We start from the raw sequence: 21,985 nt of genomic DNA, 5'->3' as shown, positions 1-21,985 counted from the left end.
GTTGATAGCAGACGATTACGGACCGACACGTGTTCCTCACCTCATCGGCGTGTCGACCGAGACGCAGGTGGTTAAGCTCTGGCCCGTGCCCATCGAGCTCGACGCCTCCCTGATCCCCCTCCTGGTGGCCGCCGCGCTGTTCGCGGGCTGGATCGACGCGGTCGTCGGCGGCGGCGGGCTCGTGCAGCTGCCCGCGCTGATGGTCGCCTTCCCCCACGCCCCCGCCGCGGTCCTGCTGGGCACCAACAAGCTCGCCTCCATCTGCGGCACCTCGATCTCCGCGGCCACCTACGCGGGCAAGATCAAGCTCGAACACCGGATGCTGTGGCCGACCGTCGCGCTCGCGCTCGCCGGGGCCGGCGCGGGAGCCGCGGCCGCCACGGCCATCTCCTCGCAGGCGTTGAAGCCCATCGTCATCGCGATCCTGCTGGCCGTGCTCGTCCTGGTCATGGCCCGCCCGAAACTCGGCCTCGAACCGCAGCCGAAGCTGCGCACCCCGCATCGCTCGGCCGCGGTCATGCTCGTGTGCGGCGTCGCGATCGCCTGCTACGACGGGCTCATCGGCCCGGGCACCGGCATCTTCCTGTCGGTGGCGTTCACGACGATCCTCGGCTTCGACTACGTGACCGCCGCGGCCCACACCAAAGTCGTCAACGTCGCCACGAACCTCGGCGGGCTCGTCGTGTTCACCGTCCAGGGCCACGTGTGGTGGGTGCTGGGCCTGTCGATGGGCGCCGCGACGATGATCGGCTCATGGATCGGCGCGCGCACCGCGATCGCCAAGGGCTCGGGCTTCGTCCGCGTCATCCTGCTCGTCGTCGTCCTCGCGCTCCTGGCCCGCCTCGGCTGGGACGTGTGGGCCGCCTGGCGCGGCTAGGGGTTGACGGCCAGGAACAGGAACGCCGCCAGCAGCACCAGGTGCACCCCGCCCTGGAGCCGGGTGGCCCGCCCGGGCACCACCGTCAGGACACTGACGACCACCGTCAGCGCCAAGAGCACCAGCTGCGTCGACCCCAGGCCGAGCACCAGCGGCCCTTCCATCCAGATCGAGGCCGCCGCGATCGTCGGGATCGTCAGGCCGATGCTCGCCATGGCCGAGCCGTAGCCGAGATTGAGGCTGATCTGGATCCGCTTGCGCAGCGCCGCCCTGACCGCCGCGATCGTCTCGGGCAGGAGCACCAGCAGCGCGATGACCACGCCCACGAACGAGGGCGGGAAGCCCACGGCCTTGACGCCCGCCTCGATGGCGGGCGAGTCGACCTTCGCGAGCCCGACCACCGCCACGAGCGCGACCATGAGCAGCGCCAGGCTCAACAGCGCGCGCTTCCCGCTCGGCGGGACAGCGTGCTCCTCCTCGCGGATGACGCCCTCGTCGTCGATCTGGAGGAAGAAGTCCCGGTGGCGCCGGGTCTGCGTGAACACGAACATGGCGTACAGGGCGAGCGAGGCCAGCGAGATGAAGACCAGCTGCGAGGGGGTGAACTCCGGGCCGGGCTCGGAGACGGTGAACGTCGGCAGCACCAGGCACACCGTGGCGAGCGTGGCGACCGTCGCCAGGGCCGCGCCCGCGCCTTCGGAATTGAACACGGTCGTGCCGTAGCGGACGGCCCCGACCATGAGCGAGAGGCCGACGATGCCGTTGACGGTGATCATGACCGCGGCGAAGACGGTGTCGCGCGCCAGCGAGGACGACTCGGGCCCGCCGGAGGCCATGAGGGTGACGATGAGCGCGACCTCGATGACGGTGACCGCGACGGCCAGCACCAGCGACCCGAACGGCTCGCCGACCCGGTGGGCGACGACCTCGGCGTGGTGGACGGCGGCCAGGACGGACCCGGCCAGCGCGGCGGTCACGATGACGACCACGAAGGCGCCCGGGACGCGGCCCCAGGCCAGGGCGAGCAGGATCACCCCGGCGACGGGCACGAGAGCGGTCCAGGACAGCAGGTGTGTTCGGATCGCGGCAGCCATGCCGGAATCCTTTCATACCGCCGCGCCGCGCCGCCCGACTTGTGCACCAGGCCACAAGGAGCGCGGCGCAACAACGGGTGCAGCCAGGCGCCGAGACCGGCGCCGGAGGCCGGAACCCGATACGCTCGCAGCATGGCCAGCGCGCACCTCTCGGACACCGTCTCCCGCCTCCGCTCCCACTACGATGCGGGGCGCACCAAACCGATCCCGTGGCGCCTCGCGCAGCTCAAGGGGCTCGACCGCATGCTCAAGGAGGCCGGCGACGAGCTGGCCGCCGCGCTCGGCGAGGACCTCGGCAAGGCCGCGCCCGAGTCGTTCCTCGCCGAGATCGACTTCGTCGCCGCCGAGGTGCGCAGCATGCGCAAGCACCTGCGGTCGTGGCTGCGGCCCAAGCGGGTGCACACGCCGCCGCACCTCCAGCCCGCGAAGTCGTACCTGCTGCGCGAGCCGCTCGGCCTGGTGCTGGTGATCGGGCCGTTCAACTACCCGGTGCAGCTGACGCTGACGCCGCTGGCCGGCGCGCTCGCCTGCGGCAACGCGGTGGTCGTGAAGCCCTCGGAGTCCTCCCCCGCCACCTCGGCGGCGCTGGCGCGGCTGCTGGGCGCCTACCTCGACCCCGAGGCGGTCGCCGTCGTCGAGGGCGGCGCCGAGGCGACGTCGGCGCTGCTGGGCGAGCGGATGGACCACATCTTCTTCACCGGGTCGGCCAAGGTGGGCCGGATCGTCGCGAAGGCGGCGGCCGAGCACCTGACGCCGGTGACGCTCGAACTCGGCGGGAAGTCCCCGGCGATCGTCGAGCCGGGCGTGGACCTGGCCGCGGCGGCGCGGCGGATCGCGTGGGCGAAGTTCATGAACGCCGGGCAGACGTGCCTGGCGCCGGACTACGTGATCGCGCTCGACGGCGTCGGCCCGGAACTGGAGAGGCACCTGGCCGAGGCGGTGCGCGAGATGTACGGGCACGCCCCGGCCGAGAGCGAGGACTACGGGCGGATCGTCGACGAGCGCTCGTTCGACCGCCTGGCCGCGTTCCTCGACGAGGGCCGCCTGGTGTGCGGCGGCGGGCACAACCGGGAGGCGCGCTACATCGCGCCGACGGTGCTGGCCGATGTGGACGCCAAGGACGCGGTGATGGCCGAGGAGGTCTTCGGGCCCGTCCTGCCGATCCTGTCGCTGGAGACGCTCGACGAGGCGATCGCGCACGTCAACGCCGGGGAGAAGCCGCTGGCGCTGTACGCGTTCACGAACGCCGACACCACGAAGCGGAAGCTGTTGACGCGGACGTCCTCGGGCGCGGTCGGGTTCAACGTGCCGACGGCGCACATCGACGTGCCGGGGCTCCCGTTCGGCGGCGTCGGCGCCTCGGGCCTCGGTGCGTACCACGGGAAGTGGTCGATCGAGACGTTCAGCCACGCGAAGGCGGTGCTGGAGAAGCCGCTCGCGCCGGACACGATGCAGGTGGTCTATCCGCCGTTCACGTCGGTCAAGGAGAAGATCATGCGGCGGCTGCGCTAGGCCGAGAGGTGGTCGTTGAGGCGCCGTAGCAGCGCGAAGAGCCGCTCCCGCTCCGCCTCGTCGAGCGGGGCGAGGATGTGCTCGTTGATCCCGGCGGTGACGCGGTCGAGCTCGGCGAGCCTGGCCCTGCCGGTCTCGGTCATGGTGATGATGTTGCGTCGCTTGTCGGACGGGTCGGGGCTGCGTTCGATGTGGCCGCCTTCGACGAGCTCGTTCAGGGTGGCGACCAGGTCGGAGCGGTAGATGCCGGTGCGGTCGGCGATCTGGGACTGGCTGCCGGGCCCGGACTCGTCCAAGGCCGCGAGGACCCCGTAGTGCCAGCGGTGCGCGCCGACGGACGCGAACGCGCTCTGGGCGACGCGTGAGGCCTGCGCGGCGGTCATGCCGAGCAGCCGGGAGGTCTGGCGCCGGAACCGCTCGGGCATCTGCTCGCCGCGGTCGAAGCGCAGGTCGTTGCCGTGATCCATGGGCACACCCTACCCCATTTGCGTTAGTGACACTAACGATGTATATTCGTTAGCGACATAAACGTTAGTAAGATTAACTACTTGAAGGAGGCCGCCATGACCGACACCCTGGTCCGCGAGCTCGCCGACCGCGCCGAGCTGGCCGACCTGGTCGCCCGCCACAGCGTGTGGCTCGACGAGCAGCGCTACGACGAGACCGACCGGCTCTTCACCGAGGACGTCACCGTCAAGTCCGTGCGCGGCGCAGCCCGCGGCGCCGAGGCACTCGTCGCGATCGCGCGCAAAGGCCACGACAAGTACGCCCGCACCCTCCACCACAAGTCCAACCTCGTCATCGACCTCGACGGCGACACCGCCGCAGTGCGGGCGGACGGCCTCGCCGTCTACGTCCTCGACGACAAGACCGAGGCCCTCGCGGCCGCGGTCCACCGCTACGGCGCGCGCCGCACCGCGAACGGCTGGCGCTTCGACCGCCTCGAGGTCGCCCCGGTCGCGCTGACCGCGGCGATCGACCGGGCCCTCTGACCACTCGAAGAAAGGCACCGACATGCACGCCATCGACATCCTCGACTCCCACATGGCCTATGCAGACGAAGGCACGGGCGGTCCGACCGTCGTGCTCCTGCACGGCAACCCGACCTCCTCGCACATCTGGCGCGGCGTCGTCCCGCACTTGAGCGGCTCGGCCCGCGTCCTGGCACCCGACCTCATCGGCATGGGCGCCTCCGGCAAGCCCGAGATCGGCTACCGCTTCGCCGACCACGCCGAGTACCTCGACGCCTGGATCGAGGCGCTCGGCCTCGGCGAGGTCGTCCTCGTCGGCTACGACTGGGGCGGCTCGCTCGCCCTCGACTGGGCCGCAAGGCATCCCGGCCGCACCAGGGGCGTCGTCCTCACCGAGACGTTCCTGCGGCCCATGACGTGGGCCGAGTACCCGGCCCCGGCCGTGCCGCTGTTCCAGCGGCTGCGCACGCCCGGCGAGGGCGAACAGATGGCCTTGGAGGAGAACTGGTTCATCGAGAGCGCCCTGCGCGCCACCAATCCGGGCATCGCCGACGCCGACCTCGACGTCTACCGCGAGCCCTACCCGACGCCGGAGTCGCGCCGTCCGCTGTTGCAGTGGCCGCGCGAGATCCCGCTCGACGGCGAACCGGCCGACGTGGCCGAGCGGTTCGAGGCCTACGGCAAGTGGATGGAAGCCACGCCTGAGGTGCCGAAGCTGCTGCTGACCACCGGGCTCGGGCAGAGCCTCGTCTCGGAGGGGATCGTGGCGTGGGCCGAGGAGCACGTGGCCGGGCTCGAAGTCACCGACATCGGCCCGGTGGGCCACCACGCGCCCGAGGACGCCCCGGAGGCGATCGGCCGGGCCGTCGCCGGGCTGCTCGAGCGCCTGGCATGAGCGAAGAGAGGCCCTGATCAGCGTTGCCGCTGATCAGGGCCCATACCCCTCGAAGACAAGTCGGTGCGCCGCATCGGGCGCAGCGGCCAGGACCGGGATCGAACCGGATCGGTGCCCCCGCAGGCACCCGGCCTCGGATCGCCGTTCGGCGATCCGCGCAGAACTCTACCAGACCACTTGCGCGCGCTACTGACCTACCCGTCGGTCGGCATTGCCCACGCTCCCAATGAGATGCGCTCCATCTCACGGAACACTGATTCCTCTTTAGACAACTGAATGACACCGGTCCCGGTCAACGGCCCGCCCGCTTCCTCTGACGGTATTTACAAGCATTTAAATATATGGAATGCTGGAGATGTTCACCCCCGGCGACCACGCGAACGCGGGCGCCGCGTCCGATCCCCGGACGGCCGGCGGCCCCTGCCCGGCCCGAGCGGCGCCGAACCGGACGACGGGTGACGAGCGAAAGGACCATCATGCGAATGCGATGGAAGGCCGCCGCGATCGGCGCCGCGGCACTGCTCGCGGCCGCGCTGGGCGCCTCCCCCGCCCAGGCGGCGGAGCAGACGTTCACCAACGGCACCCAGATCATCACCACCGACGGCAGCGTCATGCACGCCCACGGCGGCGGCGTCATCAAAGAGGGCGGCTACTACTACATGCTCGGCGAGCACCGCGTCGACGGCGGCAGCCTCTTCGAGGCCGTCTCGATGTACCGCTCGAGCGACCTGGTCCACTGGACCCACGTCAACGACATCCTCACCAAGGACTCCGACCCGGCCCTGGACCCGGCGAACCTGGAGCGGCCCAAGGTGATCTACAACGCCGAGTACGACCACTACGTGCTGTGGGCGCACAAGGAGAACGGCTCGGACTACGGCGACGCCGAAGCGGCCGTGGCCGTCTCGGACACCATCGACGGCGATTACACCTACCAGGGGTCCTTCCGGCCGCTGGGCCACATGTCGCGGGACCAGACGGTCTTCGTCGACGACGACGGCACCGGCTATCTGATCTCGGCGGCGAATGAGAACTACGACCTGCACATCTACCGCCTCACCGACGACTACCTCGGCGTCGAGGAGCTGCTGTACTCCTTCGACGGCGACCACCGCGAGGCCCCGGCGATCTTCAAGCGCAACGGCGTGTACTTCCTGGTCACCTCCGGGGCGACCGGCTGGAACCCGAACCAGGCGCAGTACGCGACCACCACGAGCTTCCCCACCGGCTGGAGCGGGTGGCAGAACTTCGGGAACGGCACGACCTACAACTCGCAGTCGACGTACGTGCTGGAGGTCGCCGGCTCCCAGCAGACGTCCTATATGTACATGGGTGACCGGTGGGCCGGGGCGACCGGCGGCACGCCGAACGAGTCGACGTACGTGTGGCTGCCGCTCCGCTTCCCCTCGAACAACACCCTGGCCATGGACTGGTACTCGCAGATCACCATCGACACCGCCACCGGCGTCGTCGAAGGGGCCGGGGGCGGCGGGCAGGTCACCGACATCGTGAACCGGAACTCCGGCAAGTGCGTGGACGTGGTCAACGGCTCCACCGCCGACGGGGCCGAGATCATCCAGTACGACTGCCACGGCGGCGCCAACCAGCAATGGATGCTCCAGGACGCGGGCGGCGGCTACTACCAGATCATCTCCCAGGCCTCGGGCAAGTGCCTCGACATCGACGGCGCCTCGACATCGAACAGCGCCAGGGCCATCCAGTGGCCGTGCAACGGGCAGACCAACCAGCAGTGGGAGGTGCGCGACGCCGGAGGCGGCCACGTCGAACTCGTCGCCCGCCACTCCGGCAAGTGCCTCGACGTCATCGACTCCTCGACCGCCAACGGCACCAGACTCCAGCAGTACGACTGCTGGGGCGGCGCCAACCAGCAGTGGAGCCTCTGACCGGCGACGAATAAGCGGCCCCGCCAGTCGGCGGGGCCGCTCGCGTTCAGGTCAGTGCGCCGCGACCGCGGCGGCGGGCTCGGGCGGGCGCCTGACGAGCAGGGACGCCGCGACGGCGACGACGGCGAGCGCCGCGCCCCACAGGAACGCGCTGTGGATGCCGCCGGACTGCGCCGCGGCCGCCTCCATGCCGTCCTCGAGGTTCGCGGTGGTCCCGGTGGTCATGATCGTGATGAACAGCGCGGTCCCGGCGGCCCCGGCGAGCTGCTGGAGCGTGTTCACGATCGCGCTGCCGTGCGGGTACAGCTCGGGCTTGAGCGAGCCGAGCGCCGAGGTCATCAGCGGCGTCATCATGAAGCCGAGCCCGATGCTGAGCACGAGGTTGGCGATGAGCACGAACCACGTCGGGCTCGTCTCGTCGAGCAGGTTCAGCAGCCCCAGCGCCGAGGCGACGACGACCGCGCCGGGGATGACCAGCGGCCGGGGGCCGAAGCGGTCGAACAGCCGCCCGATGACCGGCGCGATCAAGCCCATGGCCAGGCCACCGGGCAGCAGCACCAGGCCGGTGTCCAGCGTGGTGAGGCCGAGGACGTTCTGCAGGTAGATCGGCAGGAGGATGAGCGTCCCGAACAGGGCGCCCATGGAGATGAGCATCATGACCACGCCCACGACGAAGGCGCGGTCGCGGAACGGCCGCAGGTCCATCAGGGCGGCGTCGGAGCGCTGGAGGACCAGCTGGCGGCGCACGAACAGGACCAGGGCGACGGCCCCGACCGCCAGCGGCACCGCCGGGGGCAGGGGGACGTCGGACTCGGCGGCCTGGCCGATGCTGCTGAGGCCGTAGATGAGGCCGCCGAAGGTCAGCGCCGAGAGCACCACCGAGGGCACGTCGAACTTGACCGACTTCGGCTCGGTGATGTTCTTGACCAGCACTGCGCCGAACGCGAGGCTGATTCCGGCGATCGGCAGGACGCACAGGAACATCCAGCGCCACTCCAGGACCGACAGGATGAACCCCGAGAACGTCGGCCCGACGGCCGGTGCGACGGAGATGACGATGGTGATCAGGCCCATCGTCCGCCCGCGCCGGTCGGCGGGGACGAACGTCAGCACGGTGGTGATGAGCAGCGGCAGCATCACGGCGGTGCCGCTGGCCTGGATGACGCGCGCGGCCACGAGGAAGCCGAAGGCGGGCGCGGCCGCGGCGAGCAGGGTGCCGCCGGTGAACAGCGACATCGCGGTGATGAAGACGGCCCTGGTCGTGAAGCGCTGGAGGATCAGCCCGGTCGTCGGGATGACCACGGCCATGGTGAGCATGAAGGCGGTGGTGAGCCACTGCGCCGTGGCGGCGCTGATCGTGAGCTCCTCCATGAGCCTGGGGATCGCCACGCCCATGACGGTCTCGTTCAGGATCATGACGAACGAGGCGCCGAGCAGGAGCCCGATGACGAGCTTGATCTGGCGTGGGATCGCCGACTCCGGCTGCTCGGCGGACGCCGCCTGGGCGTCGTCCCGGCGCTGGTCAACGCTCATGGGGTACCTTTCCTTGCGTTCTGGCTCAGGCGGAAGGCGAGAGGTCGCCGCCGTGCGGTCGTGGGATTCGGCGCGCGACGCGGCGCACCGCGTTGCAGTCTACGTCCGTTCTGTCAGCGACTGCCAACGTTTTGATTCGGTACAATTCACCGATGACCACTGGTGGGGGTCTGCGCGAGCTGTCGCGGCGGGCCGTGCAGTCGCAGATAGCCGCGAGTGCCGAAGCGCTGTTCATCGCCCAGGGATTCGAGGAGACCACGGTCGACGAGATCGCCGCCGCGGTGGGGATGTCGCAGCGCAGTTTCTTCCGCTACTTCGCTTCAAAAGACGATGTGATCCTCGACAACCTCGAGCGCCTCGCCGACGATCTGGCGGCCGCCGTCGCCGAGCGCCCGGACGGCGAGCCGGAGTGGGACACGCTGCGCCGGGCCTTCGACCCCCTCATCGAGCAGTTCGCCGACCGCGCCCGCCGCGAGCACGGCGCGGCGGTGCAGCGGATCATCGAGGACAGCCCGCGGCTGCTGGCCGCCTACCTCCAGCGCCTCGACGGCATCCAGCAGCGCCTGACCGACGAGCTCATGGCGCGCGACGAGGACGGCGACCGGATCGTCATGCGGGCCGTGGTCGGTTCGGCCTTCGCGTGCCTCCACGCGGCCATCTCGCACGTCGCGTGCGGCGGCGACCCCGAGCGGTTCGGCAGCCACCTGGACCGGGCCATGACCGCACTGCGCCCGGCGTTGATCCCTTCGCAGCGGTGACAAAGACGAGTCCCGCCCGCCGGTGTCGGCGGACGGGACGCTGCGCTTGCGCTACTTCAGGAGGTCGGCGACGCCTTCGCGCTCCTTGACGAGCTCCTCGATGGTCGCGTCGAGGCGCCGCTGGGCGGCCGCGTCGTGCTTGAGGCCCTCGGCGACCTTCCAGCCGCGCCCGTCGGACTCCACCGGGTAGCTGAAGACGAGCCCTTCGGGGACGCCGTACTCGCCGCCGCTGATCACGCCGAGCGAGGTCCAGTCGCCCTCGGGCGTGCCCTCGGCGATCGAGCGGACCGAGTCGATGACGCCGCTCGCCGCCGAACCGGCCGAGGACTTGCCGCGCGCGGCGACGATCGCCGCGCCGCGCTGCTGCACCACGGAGACGAACTCGCCGTCGAGCCAGGCGTCGTCGGCGATCACCTCGGGGGCGGGACGCCCGCCGATGAGCGCGTGCGCGGCGTCCGGGTACTGGGTCGCGGAGTGGTTGCCCCAGATGGCGGTGTTGGTCACCTGCGCCACCGAGACTCCGGCGCGGTGGGCCAGCTGGGCCTTGGCGCGGTTCTCGTCGAGGCGGGTCATGGCGAACCACCGGTCCCGCGGGACGTCGGGCGCGTGGGAGGCGGCGATGAGGCAGTTGGTGTTGCAGGGGTTGCCGACCACGAGGACGCGGACGTCGGCGGCGGCACCGGCGGCGATCGCGCGGCCCTGGGGGGCGAACAGTCCGGCGTTCGCGGTGAGCAGGTCGCCGCGCTCCATGCCCGCCGTGCGCGGGGAGGCTCCCAGCAGCAGGGCCCAGGAGGTGCCCTCGAAGGCGGTCTCGGCGCTGGAGGTGGTGACGACGTCGGCCAGGAGCGGGAAGGCGCCGTCCTGGAGTTCCATGGCCACGCCTTCGAGCGCGTCCATCGCCGGTTCGACTTCGAGGAGCCTGAGCACGACGGGGGTGTCCGGCCCCAGCATCTCGCCGGCCGCGATGCGGAACAGCGTCGCGTAGGCCACCTGGCCTGCGGCACCGGTGACGGTGACGTGGACTGGCGCGGACGACGGTTCAGGCATGGGAACTCCCGGGAACGCTCGGTGACGGTCTCACAGCATAGCAGTGTGGACCCGATGCGCTTCCCCGGCAAGATGATCGATGCGGTATGTGATCGAGGAGCCTGTCGGCTATCCGACACTCCGATGTCGGTCCTGAGGGGAGGGCCGGCACCGATTGCACGGAGACACGGTGTAGGGCAGCACCTTCGCGGGGTCGACCACGCCGCTGACCGTCGCCAGGACGATCAGCTGCGAGTTGGTGTCGACGCCCGCCTTGTCGCGGAGCTCCTTGAGCTGCCTGCGCAGGTGGGTGGGCGTGATGTCCAGCCACTCGGCGGCCAGCGCCTGGCTGGGGGCGGCGATGAGGCAGCTGAGCAGCTCGCCGTCTCCTGTGGTGAATATTCGCGAGTCGACTGAAGACCGAGGGCTCACTTCACTCTCTCTTCACTCGGAGGGGTGTGGGGTGGTCGGCTGCGCGCCAAACCGATTCACGGTAACAGGCCCGGCGCTTTCCGTGTGTGCGCGCAGGAGTCCCGGCGGGCGGTATGTTCGATTTCGAACATGACACTTGTACGGTATGGCAAGGATCGGTAGCGTGGAGTAGTCAAGGGCGTACAACCCTCATCCGTCCGGTCACACGCGCCGACCAGACCGCGCGATCCCCCCGAGCGGATATCCACGGCCCCTTATAGAGAGCACCGCTGGGCCATCGCCGCCCCAACGGCCTCCTTCACCGCCACCGCACGCGCTCGACCCCGTCGGCCGGGGCGATGCCGCCTGCGCGGCGCCATGTCGTCGATCCGCCGCCAGCCATGCCTCTCGGCCGCCCGGACGACGCCGGAACACCACCGCATCCGCCGGTAGGCGGCGTGTGCCCGATCCAGGAAAGGAGTTGATCAAACGTGCTGGATGGAGGAGCCGTACAGGTGGGGACCGAAGCGCTCTTCGACGTCGTCATCGGCGTCGGCGACGGCCTGCTCCGGTCGCAACTGAAAAGAACACTCTCCATAGTAGACCATATCAGGACGCTGGACTCGCACCCCGCCCCCGAGTCCGCGATACGGAGCGCGGCCGACCTGGAGGTCCGCGCCGGGCCCGTCCTGGTCTTCCTCGCCCTCGACGAACTCGAACCGGCCACCGCGGCATCGCTCGACGCGGCGGGCCTGCGGGCCGTGCTGCTGGTCGCCGACCCCGCCCGCGTCGACCTGTCCCGGGTCCCCCGCGTGCCGAGCGCCGGGATCCTCGACGCCGGGGCGCTGACCCCGCACACGGTGCGCGAGTGCATGCGGCGCATCGCCATCGGCGACGTGCCGATGCCCCCGAGCCTGGCGCAGCGGCTGCTGACCGCCTGTCCCGGCAGTGACGCGAGGCGGCCGCCGCGACTGACCGCGCGTGAGCGGGAGGTGCTACCGCTCTTGGTGGAGGGCATGAGCAACAAGCAGATCGCCCGGCGCCTGGCGATCTCTCCACATGGGGCCAAGCGGCTGGTGGGCAACATCCTCGCCAAGCTCGACTCACCTAATAGGACTTTCGCGGTGACGCGGATCCTGCGCGAGGGCCTCTCCACGAACGTGCCCGCCCACGCGGGCGGCGGCGCGACGGGCCGCCCGGCCGTGGCGCTCGGGCGATCGGGCGCCGCACACGACGACAACGACAGGGGAACGCGATGACCGACAGCATCCGAAGGGCGGCGTTCTTCGACGTCGACGAGACCGTCATCAGCGCCAAGAGCATGTTCGACTTCCTGCGGCACTGGCTCGAACGCCCCGGCGGCGAGGGGCCGACCTACGAGGAGGCCGCCGGGAGGCTGCACGCGATGGCCGCCTCGGGGGTCCACCGCTCCGAGGTCAACCGCACGTACTACCGCGGCTTCGCCGGGACCTCCTATGAGGAGCTGCTGGCCGAGGGCCGCCGCTGGTACGCGGCGTACCGGGCCAGACCCGACGCCTACGTCAGCGCCACATTGGAGGCGATCGGGAGGCACCGGCTGGCGGGCGACACCACGGTCTTCGTCTCCGGGTCGTTCCGCGCCTGCCTGGAGCCGCTGGCCGAGGAGCTGGGCGCCGACCTCGCGATCGGCACCGAGCCGGTGGTGGGCCCCGACGGGCGGCTCACCGGCGACGTCGTGCGCCCCATGATCGGCGAGGCGAAGGCGGCGGCGGTGCGGGAGACCATCGCCGCGCTCGGGCTGGACCCCGAGGAGTGCTGCTGCTACGGGGACCACGCGAGCGACCTCGACATGCTCCGGCAGGTCGGCAGGCCGTGCGTGGTCGGCGCCGACCCGGTGCTCGCCGAGCACGCCCGGCGGCACGGCTGGGCGCACCTCCCGGCCGAGGCGGGCCCGCTGCCCGCCGTGCTCGCCGCCGAATGACCACACCGTCCGCGCCCCGAGCGGGGCGCGGCGCAGCGACCCGGCCGACGGTCGGCCGGGCGCACGGAAGAAGGAGAAGCACATGAGTACAGACCATCGCCCGGTGTCGCTGATCACCGGCGCCGACCGCGGCATCGGACTCGCGCTGGCCCGGCGGCTGGCCACGGCGGGCCACGCGCTCGTCCTCCACTCCAACGACGGGCAGGGCCTGGAGAAGGCCGTGGCGGACGCGGGGTGGACGGGCGCGCAGGTGCTCACCGCCGCGCACGACGTGGGCGACGCCGAGGCGGTGACGGCGGCCGTCGCGGCGGCCGTCGACCGGTTCGGGGGCGTCGACAACCTGCTCAACGTGGCGGGCGTGGCCTACCACGGGGGCATCCTCGACACCGACGTCGCGGTGTGGGAGGAGACGCTGCGGACCAACCTGACCGGGTACTTCCTGATGGCGCAGGCGGTGCTGCCGCACATGAAGGCGGCGGGGCGGGGCACGATCGTCAACATGTCGTCGATCTGGGGCAAGCGCGGCGCCCCTCCCGGCGCGATGCTCGCCTACGCGGTCTCGAAGTTCGGGGTCGAGGGCCTGACCAAGTGCCTGATCGAGGAGGCGAACCCGTGGGGCGTGAAGGTCTCGAGCATCGTGCTGGACAAGGTGGACACGGCGTTCAGGGACAACATGCGCCCGCACATCGACTACAGCGCCGAGCAGCGGGATCGGATGCTCAGCGCCGAGGACGTCGTGGACGCCACAATGGCCGTCCTGAACAGCTCCGGCCGGGCCCACCCGTCGTCGATCGAACTCGACGCGTGGCTGTGGCGCTGAGGCGCGCCTCAGCGGCATGACAAGGGACCCGTCCTCCACGGGCGGATTCCAGGGCTCATCGCGGCACGGTGGTCGTTCCAGCGTCGCGATGAGCCCTGGAACCGGTCGGCGGGGATCGAAGGCGGCGTCGATCGCGGCGCTCACGCGGCCCGCGGATACCGCGAACAACTCGTTCCCGTAACAGGCGACCGGCGGTAGAGTGACGCCAACCCTCTAGAGAGGATGCACCCTCATGCGTCGCGTCTCCGCCCTCGCCTCCGTCCTGAACCTCGCCATGGCCCCCGCACTCGGCTCTCGCCGCAATCCGGACAGGACTTGGTCCAAAATGGTCTCCGCCGCCGAGGCCGACCAGGAGTTCACCTTCGACGACGACCGGCAGTGGGTCGACGACCTCGGCTTCGCGTTCAAGTGCTACACCGAGGTCGAGGGCATGGCGCCCATGGGCTGGGTCGGGGTCAAGGCCGAGTTCGCGATGCGCCTGACCAACCGCCTGCGGGTGCGCCGCCTGCGCGCGGAGCACCCCGCGATCGCCGACGAGCCGATCGAGAAACCGGTGTTCATCCTCGGCCTGCCCCGCACCGCGACCACGCTCACGCACAAGATCCTCGCCGGATCGCCCGGCCACCGCGGCCCGCTCACCTGGGAGATGTACAACATCGACCTGGAGCTGCCGCCGAAGCAGCGCGACGCGCGGATCGCCAAGGTGGCCAGGGACCTGTCGATGCTCGAGAAGCTGATGCCGGTGTTCCCGATCCAGCATCCGATGGTGGCGACCGGGCCCGAGGAGTCGTTCCTGATCGTCCCGCACACCCACTACCACCTCACGCGCGCGCCGATCCCGCACTACGCCAAGTGGCTGGAGACCCACGACAAGGTGCCCGACTACACCTATCTCAAGGAGGCGCTGCAGGTGCTCCAGTACGGGCGGGAACGCAAGCGCTGGATACTGAAGTCCCCGATGGACACGTTCAATCTCCGCGAGATCCAGACGGTGTTCCCCGACGCGACGTTCGTGTGGAACCACCGCGACCCCATAACCGTGATCGCCTCGACCTGCTCGCTCAACGAGACGGCCATGGGGCTGATGCTGCGCAGGATCGACAGGCACGCCCTGGGGCGGAGGTTCCTGGACCTGCTCGCCGACGGCATCGAGCACGCGCGGGAGGCCCGGCCGTACCTGCGGCCCGGCTCGGTGATCGACGTGCCCTACCACCGGCTCAACGCCGATCCGCACACCTACGTGCCCGAGCTCTACGGCAAGCTCGGGGCGCAGTGGGGGCCGAAGGACGAGGCCAACCTCGAGCAGGCCCTGAAGCGGCCCTCGGCCGACCGCAAGCACGAGTACAGCCTCGCCGACTACGGGCTCACCCATGCCGACGTCGACCGGGCATTCGGCGACTACGTCAACCTCGTCGCCAACCTGAACTGACACCACGGAACGGCGGTTCCGCACGCCCCGGCGTGCATGCCGGGCAGGACTTGGCCGTCGGCGGGGCGCGGGCGTCGCAGCGCTCGGCGGGACGGGCGTCCGCGGCGGTTCGCACCGCTCCTGCGCCTGCGCGCGTGTAAGACCGCCGGCTGAAGGCGGGCAGCGCCCGTCTGGCGCGGCACCCGGTTATTCGGCCTCGGGCTCCCAGGCTCGGACGAGGTCCAGCAGGCCGGGGAACCTGGCGTCCAGGTCCTCTTCGCGCACGGTGTTGCGCTTCTCCAGGCCGACCATGCGCTGCCGCATGATCCCCGATTCCCGCAGCACCTTCCAGTGGTGCGTGCGCGTGGACTTCGGCCGGTCGATCGCGAACCAGCTGCACGATCGCTCGACGCCCCCCGCGTCGAGCAGGTAGGCCCGGACGATGTTGAGCCGCAGGGGGTCGCTGAGCGCGCTCAGCACCTTCTCCAGGCGGATCTCGGCCCTGGCCGGCTCGGGAAGGTAGCCGGTCTCGGATTCGGTTGCGGCCTGCGCCGGCATGATCTACCTCCTGTGATTCATGTCACTTATAAGTGGTTCGAATTCAATCGTACTACAGTGTATGTTCGACTGTAATCGAACTAGTTCGACTTCATTGGTACTACCGTGAAGGAGTCGTCCCATGGCCCGCACCAGCTCGCACCCCTGTCCACCAGCGCCTGAACACCGCACCGGCCGCAACGCCGCCGGAGCGATGCGATGAGCACCGCGCGCAGCGTCTATCCGCTGCTCACACTCTCCGCCTTCTTCTGGGGCATCACGTTCAACCTGGCCAAATACACGGTCGGCTACCTCACCCCGGCCGCCGGGGCGGCCCTGCGCTTCACACTCGCCGCGGTCATCATCGCGGTCATCCTGGCCCCGCAGTTCCCCAAGGTCGTCGACGCGGCCAAGCGGAACCTCGGGATCTTCGCCGTGGTCGCCCTGCTGGGCGTCTTCGGCTTCAACACGTTCTTCTTCCTGGGCGTCCACTTCACCTCGGCGACCAACGGCGCCCTCATCCAGGCCACCAACCCGCTGGTGACCGCGATCGTCGCCGCGGTCCTGTTCAAAGAGAAGGTCAGCGGCAACCACAAGGTGGGCACCACCATCAGCTTCATCGGCGTCGCCGCGCTGATCCTGACCGGATCGGTGCAGCGCCTGGAGGCGCCCAACGTCGGCGACATCTTCTTCCTCATCGCCAACATCTGCTTCGCGCTGTACGCGGTGCTGCAGAAGCGCTACGTCAAGGACAGCACGCCCATCATCACCACCGGCGTGACCACGGTCATGGGCTTCATCCCGATGTGGATAGTCGCGGCCATGGTCGCCCCGCAGCCGACGCCGAGCGTGCTCGCGGGCCTGCCGTGGCAGGTGTACGGCGCGCTGTTCTTCATGGGCGCGCTCGGCTCCGTGCTGGCCTACATCTTCTGGAACCGCGGCATCAGGCTGATCGGCGTCGCCGACACCGCGGTCTTCTTCCACCTGGTCCCGGTGTTCACCGTGCTGGGCTCCTTCGCGCTCGGCCAGGAGGTCACCTGGCTCCAGGTCATCGCCGGCATCGTGGTGATGTCGGGCGTCCTGGTCGCCACCGGGACGCACCGCCGGATGCTGGCGAGATTCCGCCCCGCGCCGGTCGCGGCCGCGCCCGAACCCGCCATGGCCTCGTCAGCGGAGGCCGACAGCGCCGCTCCGGCGGCGCCCGCGGGCAAGGGCTGAGCGGGTGCGGCGAGGGCCGAGGTGATCGAGCGTCTCCTGCCTGACGCCGTCGCCACCGCCTGGACCGCGCACGACACCGCCGAGGCGGTCCTCTTTCCCGAGGAGGAGGACCGCCTCCGCGGCGCGGTGGACGCGCGCCGCCTGGAGTTCACCACCGGGCGGCGCTGCGGCCGCCTGGCGCTCGCGCGGCTCGGCGTGCCGGACATCGCCATCCCCTCCGGGGCGCATGGCGAACCGCTGTGGCCGGACGGCATCGTCGGCAGCATCACCCATTGCCGCGGGTACCGGGCCGCCGCGGCGGCCCGCCGGGGCCGGATCCAGGGCATCGGCATCGACGCCGAGGAGCACCGCCCGCTCCCGCCCGAACTGGTGGAGACGGTGCTGCTGCCCGAGGAGCGGGCGCACGTGCGGCGCCTGGGCGCGGGCGTCCACTGGGAGACGCTGATCTTCAGCGCCAAGGAATCGCTCTACAAGGCGTGGTTCCCGCTGACCGGCCGCTGGCTCGGATTCCACGACGCGCGCATCGGGCCGGAACACGATGGAAAGTTTACAGTGGATGTACGAGTGCCCTGTCATGAAACCGGCAAAGCGCTGTCTCCCGTCTTCCAAGGCCGTTGGCACACCGACGGCCGCATCATGGTCACCTCGGTGATCGCCGGACAGTCAACTTCTGTGCCCATGAACGGGTATGCCCTTGCGGATACACCATATGCGCTGCCTGAAAGTGGAGCTTGTGATCCACAATAGCGGTGCTTAGGCTTCTCACAGACGGCACTCGAACGGTCCGGACATCACATTCCATCGCAACGGAAGTGCATTCCTCGGGGCCGGTAGAGCGTCGCAGCAGGAACACCCCTGAAGTCCTTTCCCGGGAGGCCGCATGAGCATGACCATCATCGAGCAGTTGGAGAAGCACGGCGACGGCGAGGCCGTCGTGTTCCACGGCCGCACCTGCACCTACCGGCAGCTCGTCGACATGGTCGCCGACTGGCGCGTGTTCCTCGACGAGCACCACATCGACCCCGGCCGCGTCGTCGCCCTCGAAGGGGCCTACTCGCCGCAGCTGTGCGCCGGCCTGCTCGCGCTCATCGAGCGCCGCGTGGTGGCCGTGCCGCTCAGTGCCCTCCCGGCCGCCAAGCGCGCCGAGTTCTTCGAGGTGGCCGAGGTCGAGATCGCCGTCACCGCCGACGAGACCGGCCCCGGCGACGTCGTGCGCACCGGAACGAAGGCGGCGCATCCGCTCTACCGCGAACTGCGCGACGCCGACCGCCCCGGCCTGGTGCTCTTCAGTTCCGGCACCACCGGCCGCAGCAAGGCCTCCGTCCTCGACTTCCAGAAGGCCCTCGACCGGTACACCGCGGGCGGCCGCGCCAACCGCATCCTGTCCTTCCTGAGCCTGGACCACATCGGCGGCATCAACACGCTCCTGCACACGCTCGTCCAGGGCGGCACCGTGGTCACCGTCGCCGACCGCAGCCCCGAGACCGTCTTCGCCGCCGTCGAGCGCCACCGCGTCGAGGTGCTGCCCACGACGCCGACCTTCCTCAACATGGTCCTCATCTCCGGCGTGCTCGAACGGTTCGACTGCTCCTCGCTGCGGCTGGTCACCTACGGGACCGAGCCGATGCCGATCCGGACCCTCACCCGGCTGGCCCGCGACCTCCCCGGCGCGCGGCTCAAGCAGACGTACGGCCTGTCCGAGCTCGGCATCCTGCCGACCAAGTCCCGCGGCGACGACACGCTGTGGGTCAAGCTGGGCGACGCCGGGTTCGAGCACAAGATCATCGACGACATCCTGTGGATCCGCTCGGACATGGCGATGCTCGGCTACCTCAACGCCGAGGCGCCGTTCGACGCCGACGGCTTCTTCAACACCCAGGACGTGGTCGAGACCGACGGCGAATGGCTGAGGATCCTCGGCCGCCGCTCCGAGATCATCAACGTCGGCGGCGAGAAGGTCTACCCCAGCGAGGTCGAGAGCGCGGTCCTGGAGGTCCCGGGCATCGCCGAGGCCACCGTGAGCGGTCATCCGAGCCATGTGACCGGGATGGTCGTCAAGGCCACGGTGCTGCTCGGGCCGGACGTGGCCGAGGACCACCGCTCGGTGCAGCGGCGCGTGCGCGCCCACTGCTCCCGGCGCCTGGAGGCGTTCAAGGTCCCAGCGGTCGTGGAGGTCTCCACCGCGCGGCAGCACTCGGACCGCTTCAAGAAGATCCGGAGTGCGTCGTGAGCGCCGCCGGACGCGTGGCCGTGGTCAGCGGCGGCAGCCGCGGGCTCGGGCGGCTCCTGGTGGAGCGGCTGCTCGGCGACGGCTGGAAGGTGGCCACGTTCAGCCGGAAGCCCAGTGAGTTCACCGAGCAGACCGCGGCGGAGCGCCCCGAGGACTTCCTGTGGGCGCCGGTCGATCTGGGCGACCGGGCGGGGCTGCGCGCGTACGCGGCCGCGGCGACGCGCCGCTTCGGCCGGATCGACCTCCTGGTCAACAACGCCGCCGTCCTGACCGACCAGGAGCTGTTCCTCACCGTCCCGGACGGGCGCCTGGACGCGCTCATCGCGCAGAACCTCGCGGCGCCCATCGCGCTGACGCAGGCGTGCGCGAAGGTCATGAGCGTCCGGCGCAGTGGGCAGATCGTGAACGTCTCTTCGATCAACGCCATCCGCGGCTACCGGGGCGTGGCGGTCTACTCGGCCGCCAAGGCCGGGCTCGACGGCTTCAGCCGCAGCCTCGCGCGCGAGCTGGGGCCGCTGAACATCCGCGTCAACTCGGTGATCCCGGGCTTCTTCGACAGCGGCATGACCGCCGGCGTGACCGCGGAGAACCGCGAGCGCATCAGGCGGCGCACCCCGCTGGGGCGCCTCGCGGGCATCGAGGAGATCGCGGACACCGTCCTGTTCGTCATCTCGTCCGGCGCCTCGTTCATCACCGGCCAGACCATCGTCGTCGACGGAGGAATCACATGCTAGACAATTTGGATAATCTCGAGATCCTGACCACCGTGTGCAACTACATCACCGACCTGCTCGACGAGGCGGGGACCGAGCACGGCGAGATCACCGGGGCCGACGCGCTGAACGCCGTCGGGCTCAATTCGCTGCTGCTCGCCCGCCTGCTCATCCAGCTCGAACTCGAACTCGGCGTCGACCCGTTCGGCGACGGCGAGCTGGTGATCGCCGACGTCCGCACGGTCGGCGCGCTCGCCGACGCCTACGCCAAGGCCTCCGGCGAAGCGGAGGTGCGCGCATGAGCACCGCCACTGTGGACAAAACCGCGCAGGACCGGCCGGTCATGGTCGTCGGCGACCGGTTCGAGGCGTTCCTCGCACAGCCGGGCACCATCGGCGTCTCCGCACTGCTCAAGTCGCTGCACGGTGAGCACGGCGAGCACGACGAGGGGCCGCCGCGGATCACCGTCGGCCAAGGCCTCACCGGCGAGCAGATCGCCGAGCTCAACCGCCTGGCCGACGAGGGCCGCTGCGTGCTCGCCGCGCAGGGGCGCGCTCCGGAGCCGGTGGGACGCGCAGTGACCCACAAGGCCCACGACAAGAACGTCCTCATCGGAGATATCGAGCAGGCGGGCGCCGACCGGTACCGGGCCGCGCTGGTGCTCGACGAGCGCGTCGAGGTCCTCGAAGACCACCTCACCGGCCTCCACATCCCGGCCGTGACGCTGCTGGAGGCGGCACGGCAGACGTGGACGGCCGTCACCGAGCGGTTCCTGATCGCCGCCGAGCCGGCCACCCGGTTCGTCATCGCCCACGTCAACTCGATGTTCCTGAACTTCGTCTTCCCGCTCCCGGCGCACCTGGAGTACCGGCTGGTCCGCCACGACGAGGGGCCGGTGGGCCACGTCATCGGCTGCACTGTGGAGATCCACCAGGCCGGGCGCGTCGCCGCCCGCTTCGAGGCGGAGATCCGCGTGATCCCGGAGGTGTTCGCGGCCAAGCAGGAGGTCATGGCCGCCCGTCAGACGCTGCGGGAGGCGACGGCGCTGGAGCCGGTCGCCCCCGCGGTGGGGGCGTGAGGCCGGTGCTGTTCGCCCTCCACTGCCTCGACGGCGACGACGCGGCCGAGCGCCGCGCCAAGTTGGGGGCCGAGCACTCGGCCCGCCTGCGCACCGCCTCCCCCAGGCCGCTGGTCTGCGGGCCGCTGCTGTCCGACGACGGCGAGCGCGGCCTGGGGAGCCTGTTCATCATCGACGTCGCCGACCGAGACGCCGCCGAACGGTGGATCGAGGCGGATCCGTTCCGCAGCGGCGGCGTGTGGCGGGAGGTGCGCATCCACGCCTTCCGGCAGTCCGCCAACGCGTCGGTGCAATTTCCCACAAGCCCCTAGACCCGGCCGCCGCCGTTCACGTTGCCTTGCGCCGCAGTCCGGCGGGTCTGCGGCGCGCCCTCATCACCGCTCAGTCGTCCCCCTTCGAAGAAAGGCACCACCATGTCCTCTCAGCTACTCCTGGTCACCCAGCTCCCCGTCCAGCCCGACGCCGTCGACCAGACCGCCAAGGCCTGGGAGCAGGTCAACGCCGAGCACGGCGGCGACGCCCTGCTCTACCGGTCGCTGGAGCGCCCGGTCCTGCTCGAAGTGCGGGCCGCGAACGGCCTGGCCGAACTCGACGGGCTGCGTCCTCTGTGGGCGGCCCAGTGGCAAGCGCTCGCGCCGCGACTGGCGGGCGACTTCCGGCGCCAGGTCCACGAGTTCGTCGAGGCGCCCCGGCCGACGGACGCCCCGTTCCCCGACAGCCCGTACCTCCAACTGCGGCGCGTCGAGGTGAGGCCGCCGGTGTTCGAGGACTACCGCGCGTGGCGCGAGCGCACCATCTTCGAGATCGTGCGCGCCTCCGACGCCTCCGAGGTCTTCCTGGCCTACCACTCGCTGCTCGGCGCCGACCCGGGCGTGCTGTTCGTGGCCGGGTTCTCCTGCGAACCCGAAGTCCACAATGCCGTGTACCGGACCCCCGCCTACGAGGCGATCCTCGTGCAGGCCAGGGAGAACTTCATCGTCACCGACATCGGCGGCGACGCGGGCCTGTTCCTGGAGACCTACGCCCGCATCGGGTCCTGA

Annotated in this window: 24 protein-coding genes; 18 read left to right on the top strand and 6 right to left on the bottom strand. The window is 70.4% G+C overall.

Features of this window, described 5'->3' with window-relative positions; genetic code table 11:
• The first annotated feature begins 85 nt into the window (after positions 1-85).
• Positions 86-877, top strand: coding sequence for a sulfite exporter TauE/SafE family protein (locus tag H613_RS0120910; protein ID WP_026925312.1), 792 nt, complete (start codon positions 86-88; stop codon positions 875-877).
• On the opposite strand, the gene H613_RS0120905 is transcribed toward H613_RS0120910, so the two are convergent.
• Entirely contained in the window at positions 874-1,971 is a 1,098-nt protein-coding gene (locus H613_RS0120905) for a calcium:cation antiporter (protein ID WP_026925311.1), read from the bottom strand. The genes H613_RS0120910 and H613_RS0120905 overlap by 4 nt on opposite strands.
• Positions 1,972-2,103: 132 nt before the next feature.
• Here H613_RS0120905 and H613_RS0120900 point away from each other — a divergent pair, with 132 nt between their 5' ends.
• Positions 2,104-3,483, top strand: coding sequence for an aldehyde dehydrogenase family protein (locus H613_RS0120900; RefSeq protein ID WP_026925310.1), 1,380 nt, complete (start codon positions 2,104-2,106; stop codon positions 3,481-3,483).
• On the opposite strand, the gene H613_RS0120895 is transcribed toward H613_RS0120900, so the two are convergent.
• The gene (locus tag H613_RS0120895; RefSeq protein ID WP_026925309.1) at positions 3,480-3,950 is read right to left on the bottom strand and encodes a MarR family winged helix-turn-helix transcriptional regulator; all 471 of its coding nucleotides are present in this window, start codon (positions 3,948-3,950) and stop codon (positions 3,480-3,482) included. The genes H613_RS0120900 and H613_RS0120895 overlap by 4 nt on opposite strands.
• A gap of 96 nt (positions 3,951-4,046) precedes the next feature.
• Here H613_RS0120895 and H613_RS0120890 point away from each other — a divergent pair, with 96 nt between their 5' ends.
• The 3 genes from H613_RS0120890 to H613_RS0120880 all read left to right on the top strand — a co-directional run bounded on the left by H613_RS0120890 (position 4,047) and on the right by H613_RS0120880 (position 7,253).
• Entirely contained in the window at positions 4,047-4,475 is a 429-nt protein-coding gene (locus tag H613_RS0120890) for a nuclear transport factor 2 family protein (RefSeq protein WP_026925308.1), read from the top strand.
• 22 nt (positions 4,476-4,497) lie between these two features.
• Positions 4,498-5,349, top strand: coding sequence for a haloalkane dehalogenase (locus H613_RS0120885; protein ID WP_026925307.1), 852 nt, complete (start codon positions 4,498-4,500; stop codon positions 5,347-5,349).
• 476 nt (positions 5,350-5,825) lie between these two features.
• On the top strand, positions 5,826-7,253 hold the full coding sequence (locus H613_RS0120880; protein ID WP_211234913.1) for an RICIN domain-containing protein: 1,428 nt from the start codon (positions 5,826-5,828) through the stop codon (positions 7,251-7,253).
• A gap of 51 nt (positions 7,254-7,304) precedes the next feature.
• Here H613_RS0120880 and H613_RS28100 read toward each other — a convergent pair whose 3' ends face one another.
• Positions 7,305-8,786, bottom strand: a complete 1,482-nt coding sequence (locus H613_RS28100) for an MDR family MFS transporter (protein ID WP_035738867.1) — start codon at positions 8,784-8,786, stop codon at positions 7,305-7,307.
• 152 nt (positions 8,787-8,938) lie between these two features.
• On the opposite strand from H613_RS28100, the gene H613_RS0120870 reads away from it, so the two are divergent.
• Entirely contained in the window at positions 8,939-9,544 is a 606-nt protein-coding gene (locus tag H613_RS0120870) for a TetR/AcrR family transcriptional regulator (protein ID WP_035738865.1), read from the top strand.
• 51 nt (positions 9,545-9,595) lie between these two features.
• Here the strand turns inward: H613_RS0120870 and H613_RS0120865 are convergent, their stop codons facing one another.
• Positions 9,596-10,591: a malate dehydrogenase gene (locus tag H613_RS0120865; RefSeq protein WP_026925304.1), complete on the bottom strand. Its 996-nt coding sequence runs from the start codon at positions 10,589-10,591 to the stop codon at positions 9,596-9,598.
• A 108-nt stretch (positions 10,592-10,699) separates the two neighbouring features.
• Complete coding sequence (locus tag H613_RS0120860; protein WP_026925303.1) at positions 10,700-11,002, bottom strand: hypothetical protein; 303 nt, start codon at positions 11,000-11,002, stop codon at positions 10,700-10,702.
• A gap of 494 nt (positions 11,003-11,496) precedes the next feature.
• Here H613_RS0120860 and H613_RS29550 point away from each other — a divergent pair, with 494 nt between their 5' ends.
• From H613_RS29550 to H613_RS0120840, 4 genes are all read left to right on the top strand, one after another.
• The gene (locus tag H613_RS29550; protein ID WP_051393640.1) at positions 11,497-12,240 is read left to right on the top strand and encodes a helix-turn-helix transcriptional regulator; all 744 of its coding nucleotides are present in this window, start codon (positions 11,497-11,499) and stop codon (positions 12,238-12,240) included.
• On the top strand, positions 12,237-12,941 hold the full coding sequence (locus H613_RS0120850; RefSeq protein WP_026925302.1) for an HAD family hydrolase: 705 nt from the start codon (positions 12,237-12,239) through the stop codon (positions 12,939-12,941). The genes H613_RS29550 and H613_RS0120850 overlap by 4 nt, the downstream gene beginning before the upstream one ends.
• 82 nt (positions 12,942-13,023) lie before the next feature.
• Positions 13,024-13,761, top strand: a complete 738-nt coding sequence (locus H613_RS28090; protein ID WP_084546821.1) for an SDR family oxidoreductase — start codon at positions 13,024-13,026, stop codon at positions 13,759-13,761.
• A 232-nt stretch (positions 13,762-13,993) separates the two neighbouring features.
• On the top strand, positions 13,994-15,190 hold the full coding sequence (locus H613_RS0120840; RefSeq protein WP_026925301.1) for a sulfotransferase family protein: 1,197 nt from the start codon (positions 13,994-13,996) through the stop codon (positions 15,188-15,190).
• Positions 15,191-15,376: 186 nt separating this feature from the next.
• Here the strand turns inward: H613_RS0120840 and H613_RS0120835 are convergent, their stop codons facing one another.
• Positions 15,377-15,727, bottom strand: coding sequence for an ArsR/SmtB family transcription factor (locus H613_RS0120835; RefSeq protein WP_026925300.1), 351 nt, complete (start codon positions 15,725-15,727; stop codon positions 15,377-15,379).
• Positions 15,728-15,925: 198 nt separating this feature from the next.
• Between H613_RS0120835 and H613_RS28085 the strand changes: the two genes are divergently transcribed.
• The 8 genes from H613_RS28085 (at position 15,926) to H613_RS0120795 (ending at position 21,985) form a co-directional block, all read left to right on the top strand.
• Positions 15,926-16,924: a DMT family transporter gene (locus H613_RS28085; RefSeq protein ID WP_051393637.1), complete on the top strand. Its 999-nt coding sequence runs from the start codon at positions 15,926-15,928 to the stop codon at positions 16,922-16,924.
• 21 nt (positions 16,925-16,945) lie between these two features.
• Entirely contained in the window at positions 16,946-17,671 is a 726-nt protein-coding gene (locus H613_RS28080; protein WP_084546820.1) for a 4'-phosphopantetheinyl transferase family protein, read from the top strand.
• Between the two features lie 133 nt (positions 17,672-17,804).
• Entirely contained in the window at positions 17,805-19,154 is a 1,350-nt protein-coding gene (locus tag H613_RS0120820) for a class I adenylate-forming enzyme family protein (protein WP_026925299.1), read from the top strand.
• Entirely contained in the window at positions 19,151-19,888 is a 738-nt protein-coding gene (locus H613_RS0120815; protein WP_026925298.1) for an SDR family NAD(P)-dependent oxidoreductase, read from the top strand. Before H613_RS0120820 ends, H613_RS0120815 begins: the two co-directional genes overlap by 4 nt.
• Positions 19,882-20,169, top strand: coding sequence for a phosphopantetheine-binding protein (locus H613_RS0120810; protein ID WP_051393636.1), 288 nt, complete (start codon positions 19,882-19,884; stop codon positions 20,167-20,169). Before H613_RS0120815 ends, H613_RS0120810 begins: the two co-directional genes overlap by 7 nt.
• A complete protein-coding gene (locus H613_RS0120805) occupies positions 20,166-20,945 on the top strand; it encodes an AfsA-related hotdog domain-containing protein (protein WP_051393635.1) in 780 nt (259 codons plus the stop codon). The genes H613_RS0120810 and H613_RS0120805 overlap by 4 nt, the downstream gene beginning before the upstream one ends.
• A complete protein-coding gene (locus tag H613_RS0120800) occupies positions 20,942-21,256 on the top strand; it encodes a YciI family protein (RefSeq protein WP_084546818.1) in 315 nt (104 codons plus the stop codon). Before H613_RS0120805 ends, H613_RS0120800 begins: the two co-directional genes overlap by 4 nt.
• Positions 21,257-21,358: 102 nt before the next feature.
• The gene (locus H613_RS0120795) at positions 21,359-21,985 is read left to right on the top strand and encodes a hypothetical protein (protein WP_026925294.1); all 627 of its coding nucleotides are present in this window, start codon (positions 21,359-21,361) and stop codon (positions 21,983-21,985) included.

This window comes from Glycomyces arizonensis DSM 44726 (assembly GCF_000482705.1).
GTDB classification, from domain to species: domain Bacteria; phylum Actinomycetota; class Actinomycetes; order Mycobacteriales; family Micromonosporaceae; genus Glycomyces; species Glycomyces arizonensis.
This window is presented reverse-complemented; position numbering and strand designations above follow the sequence as displayed.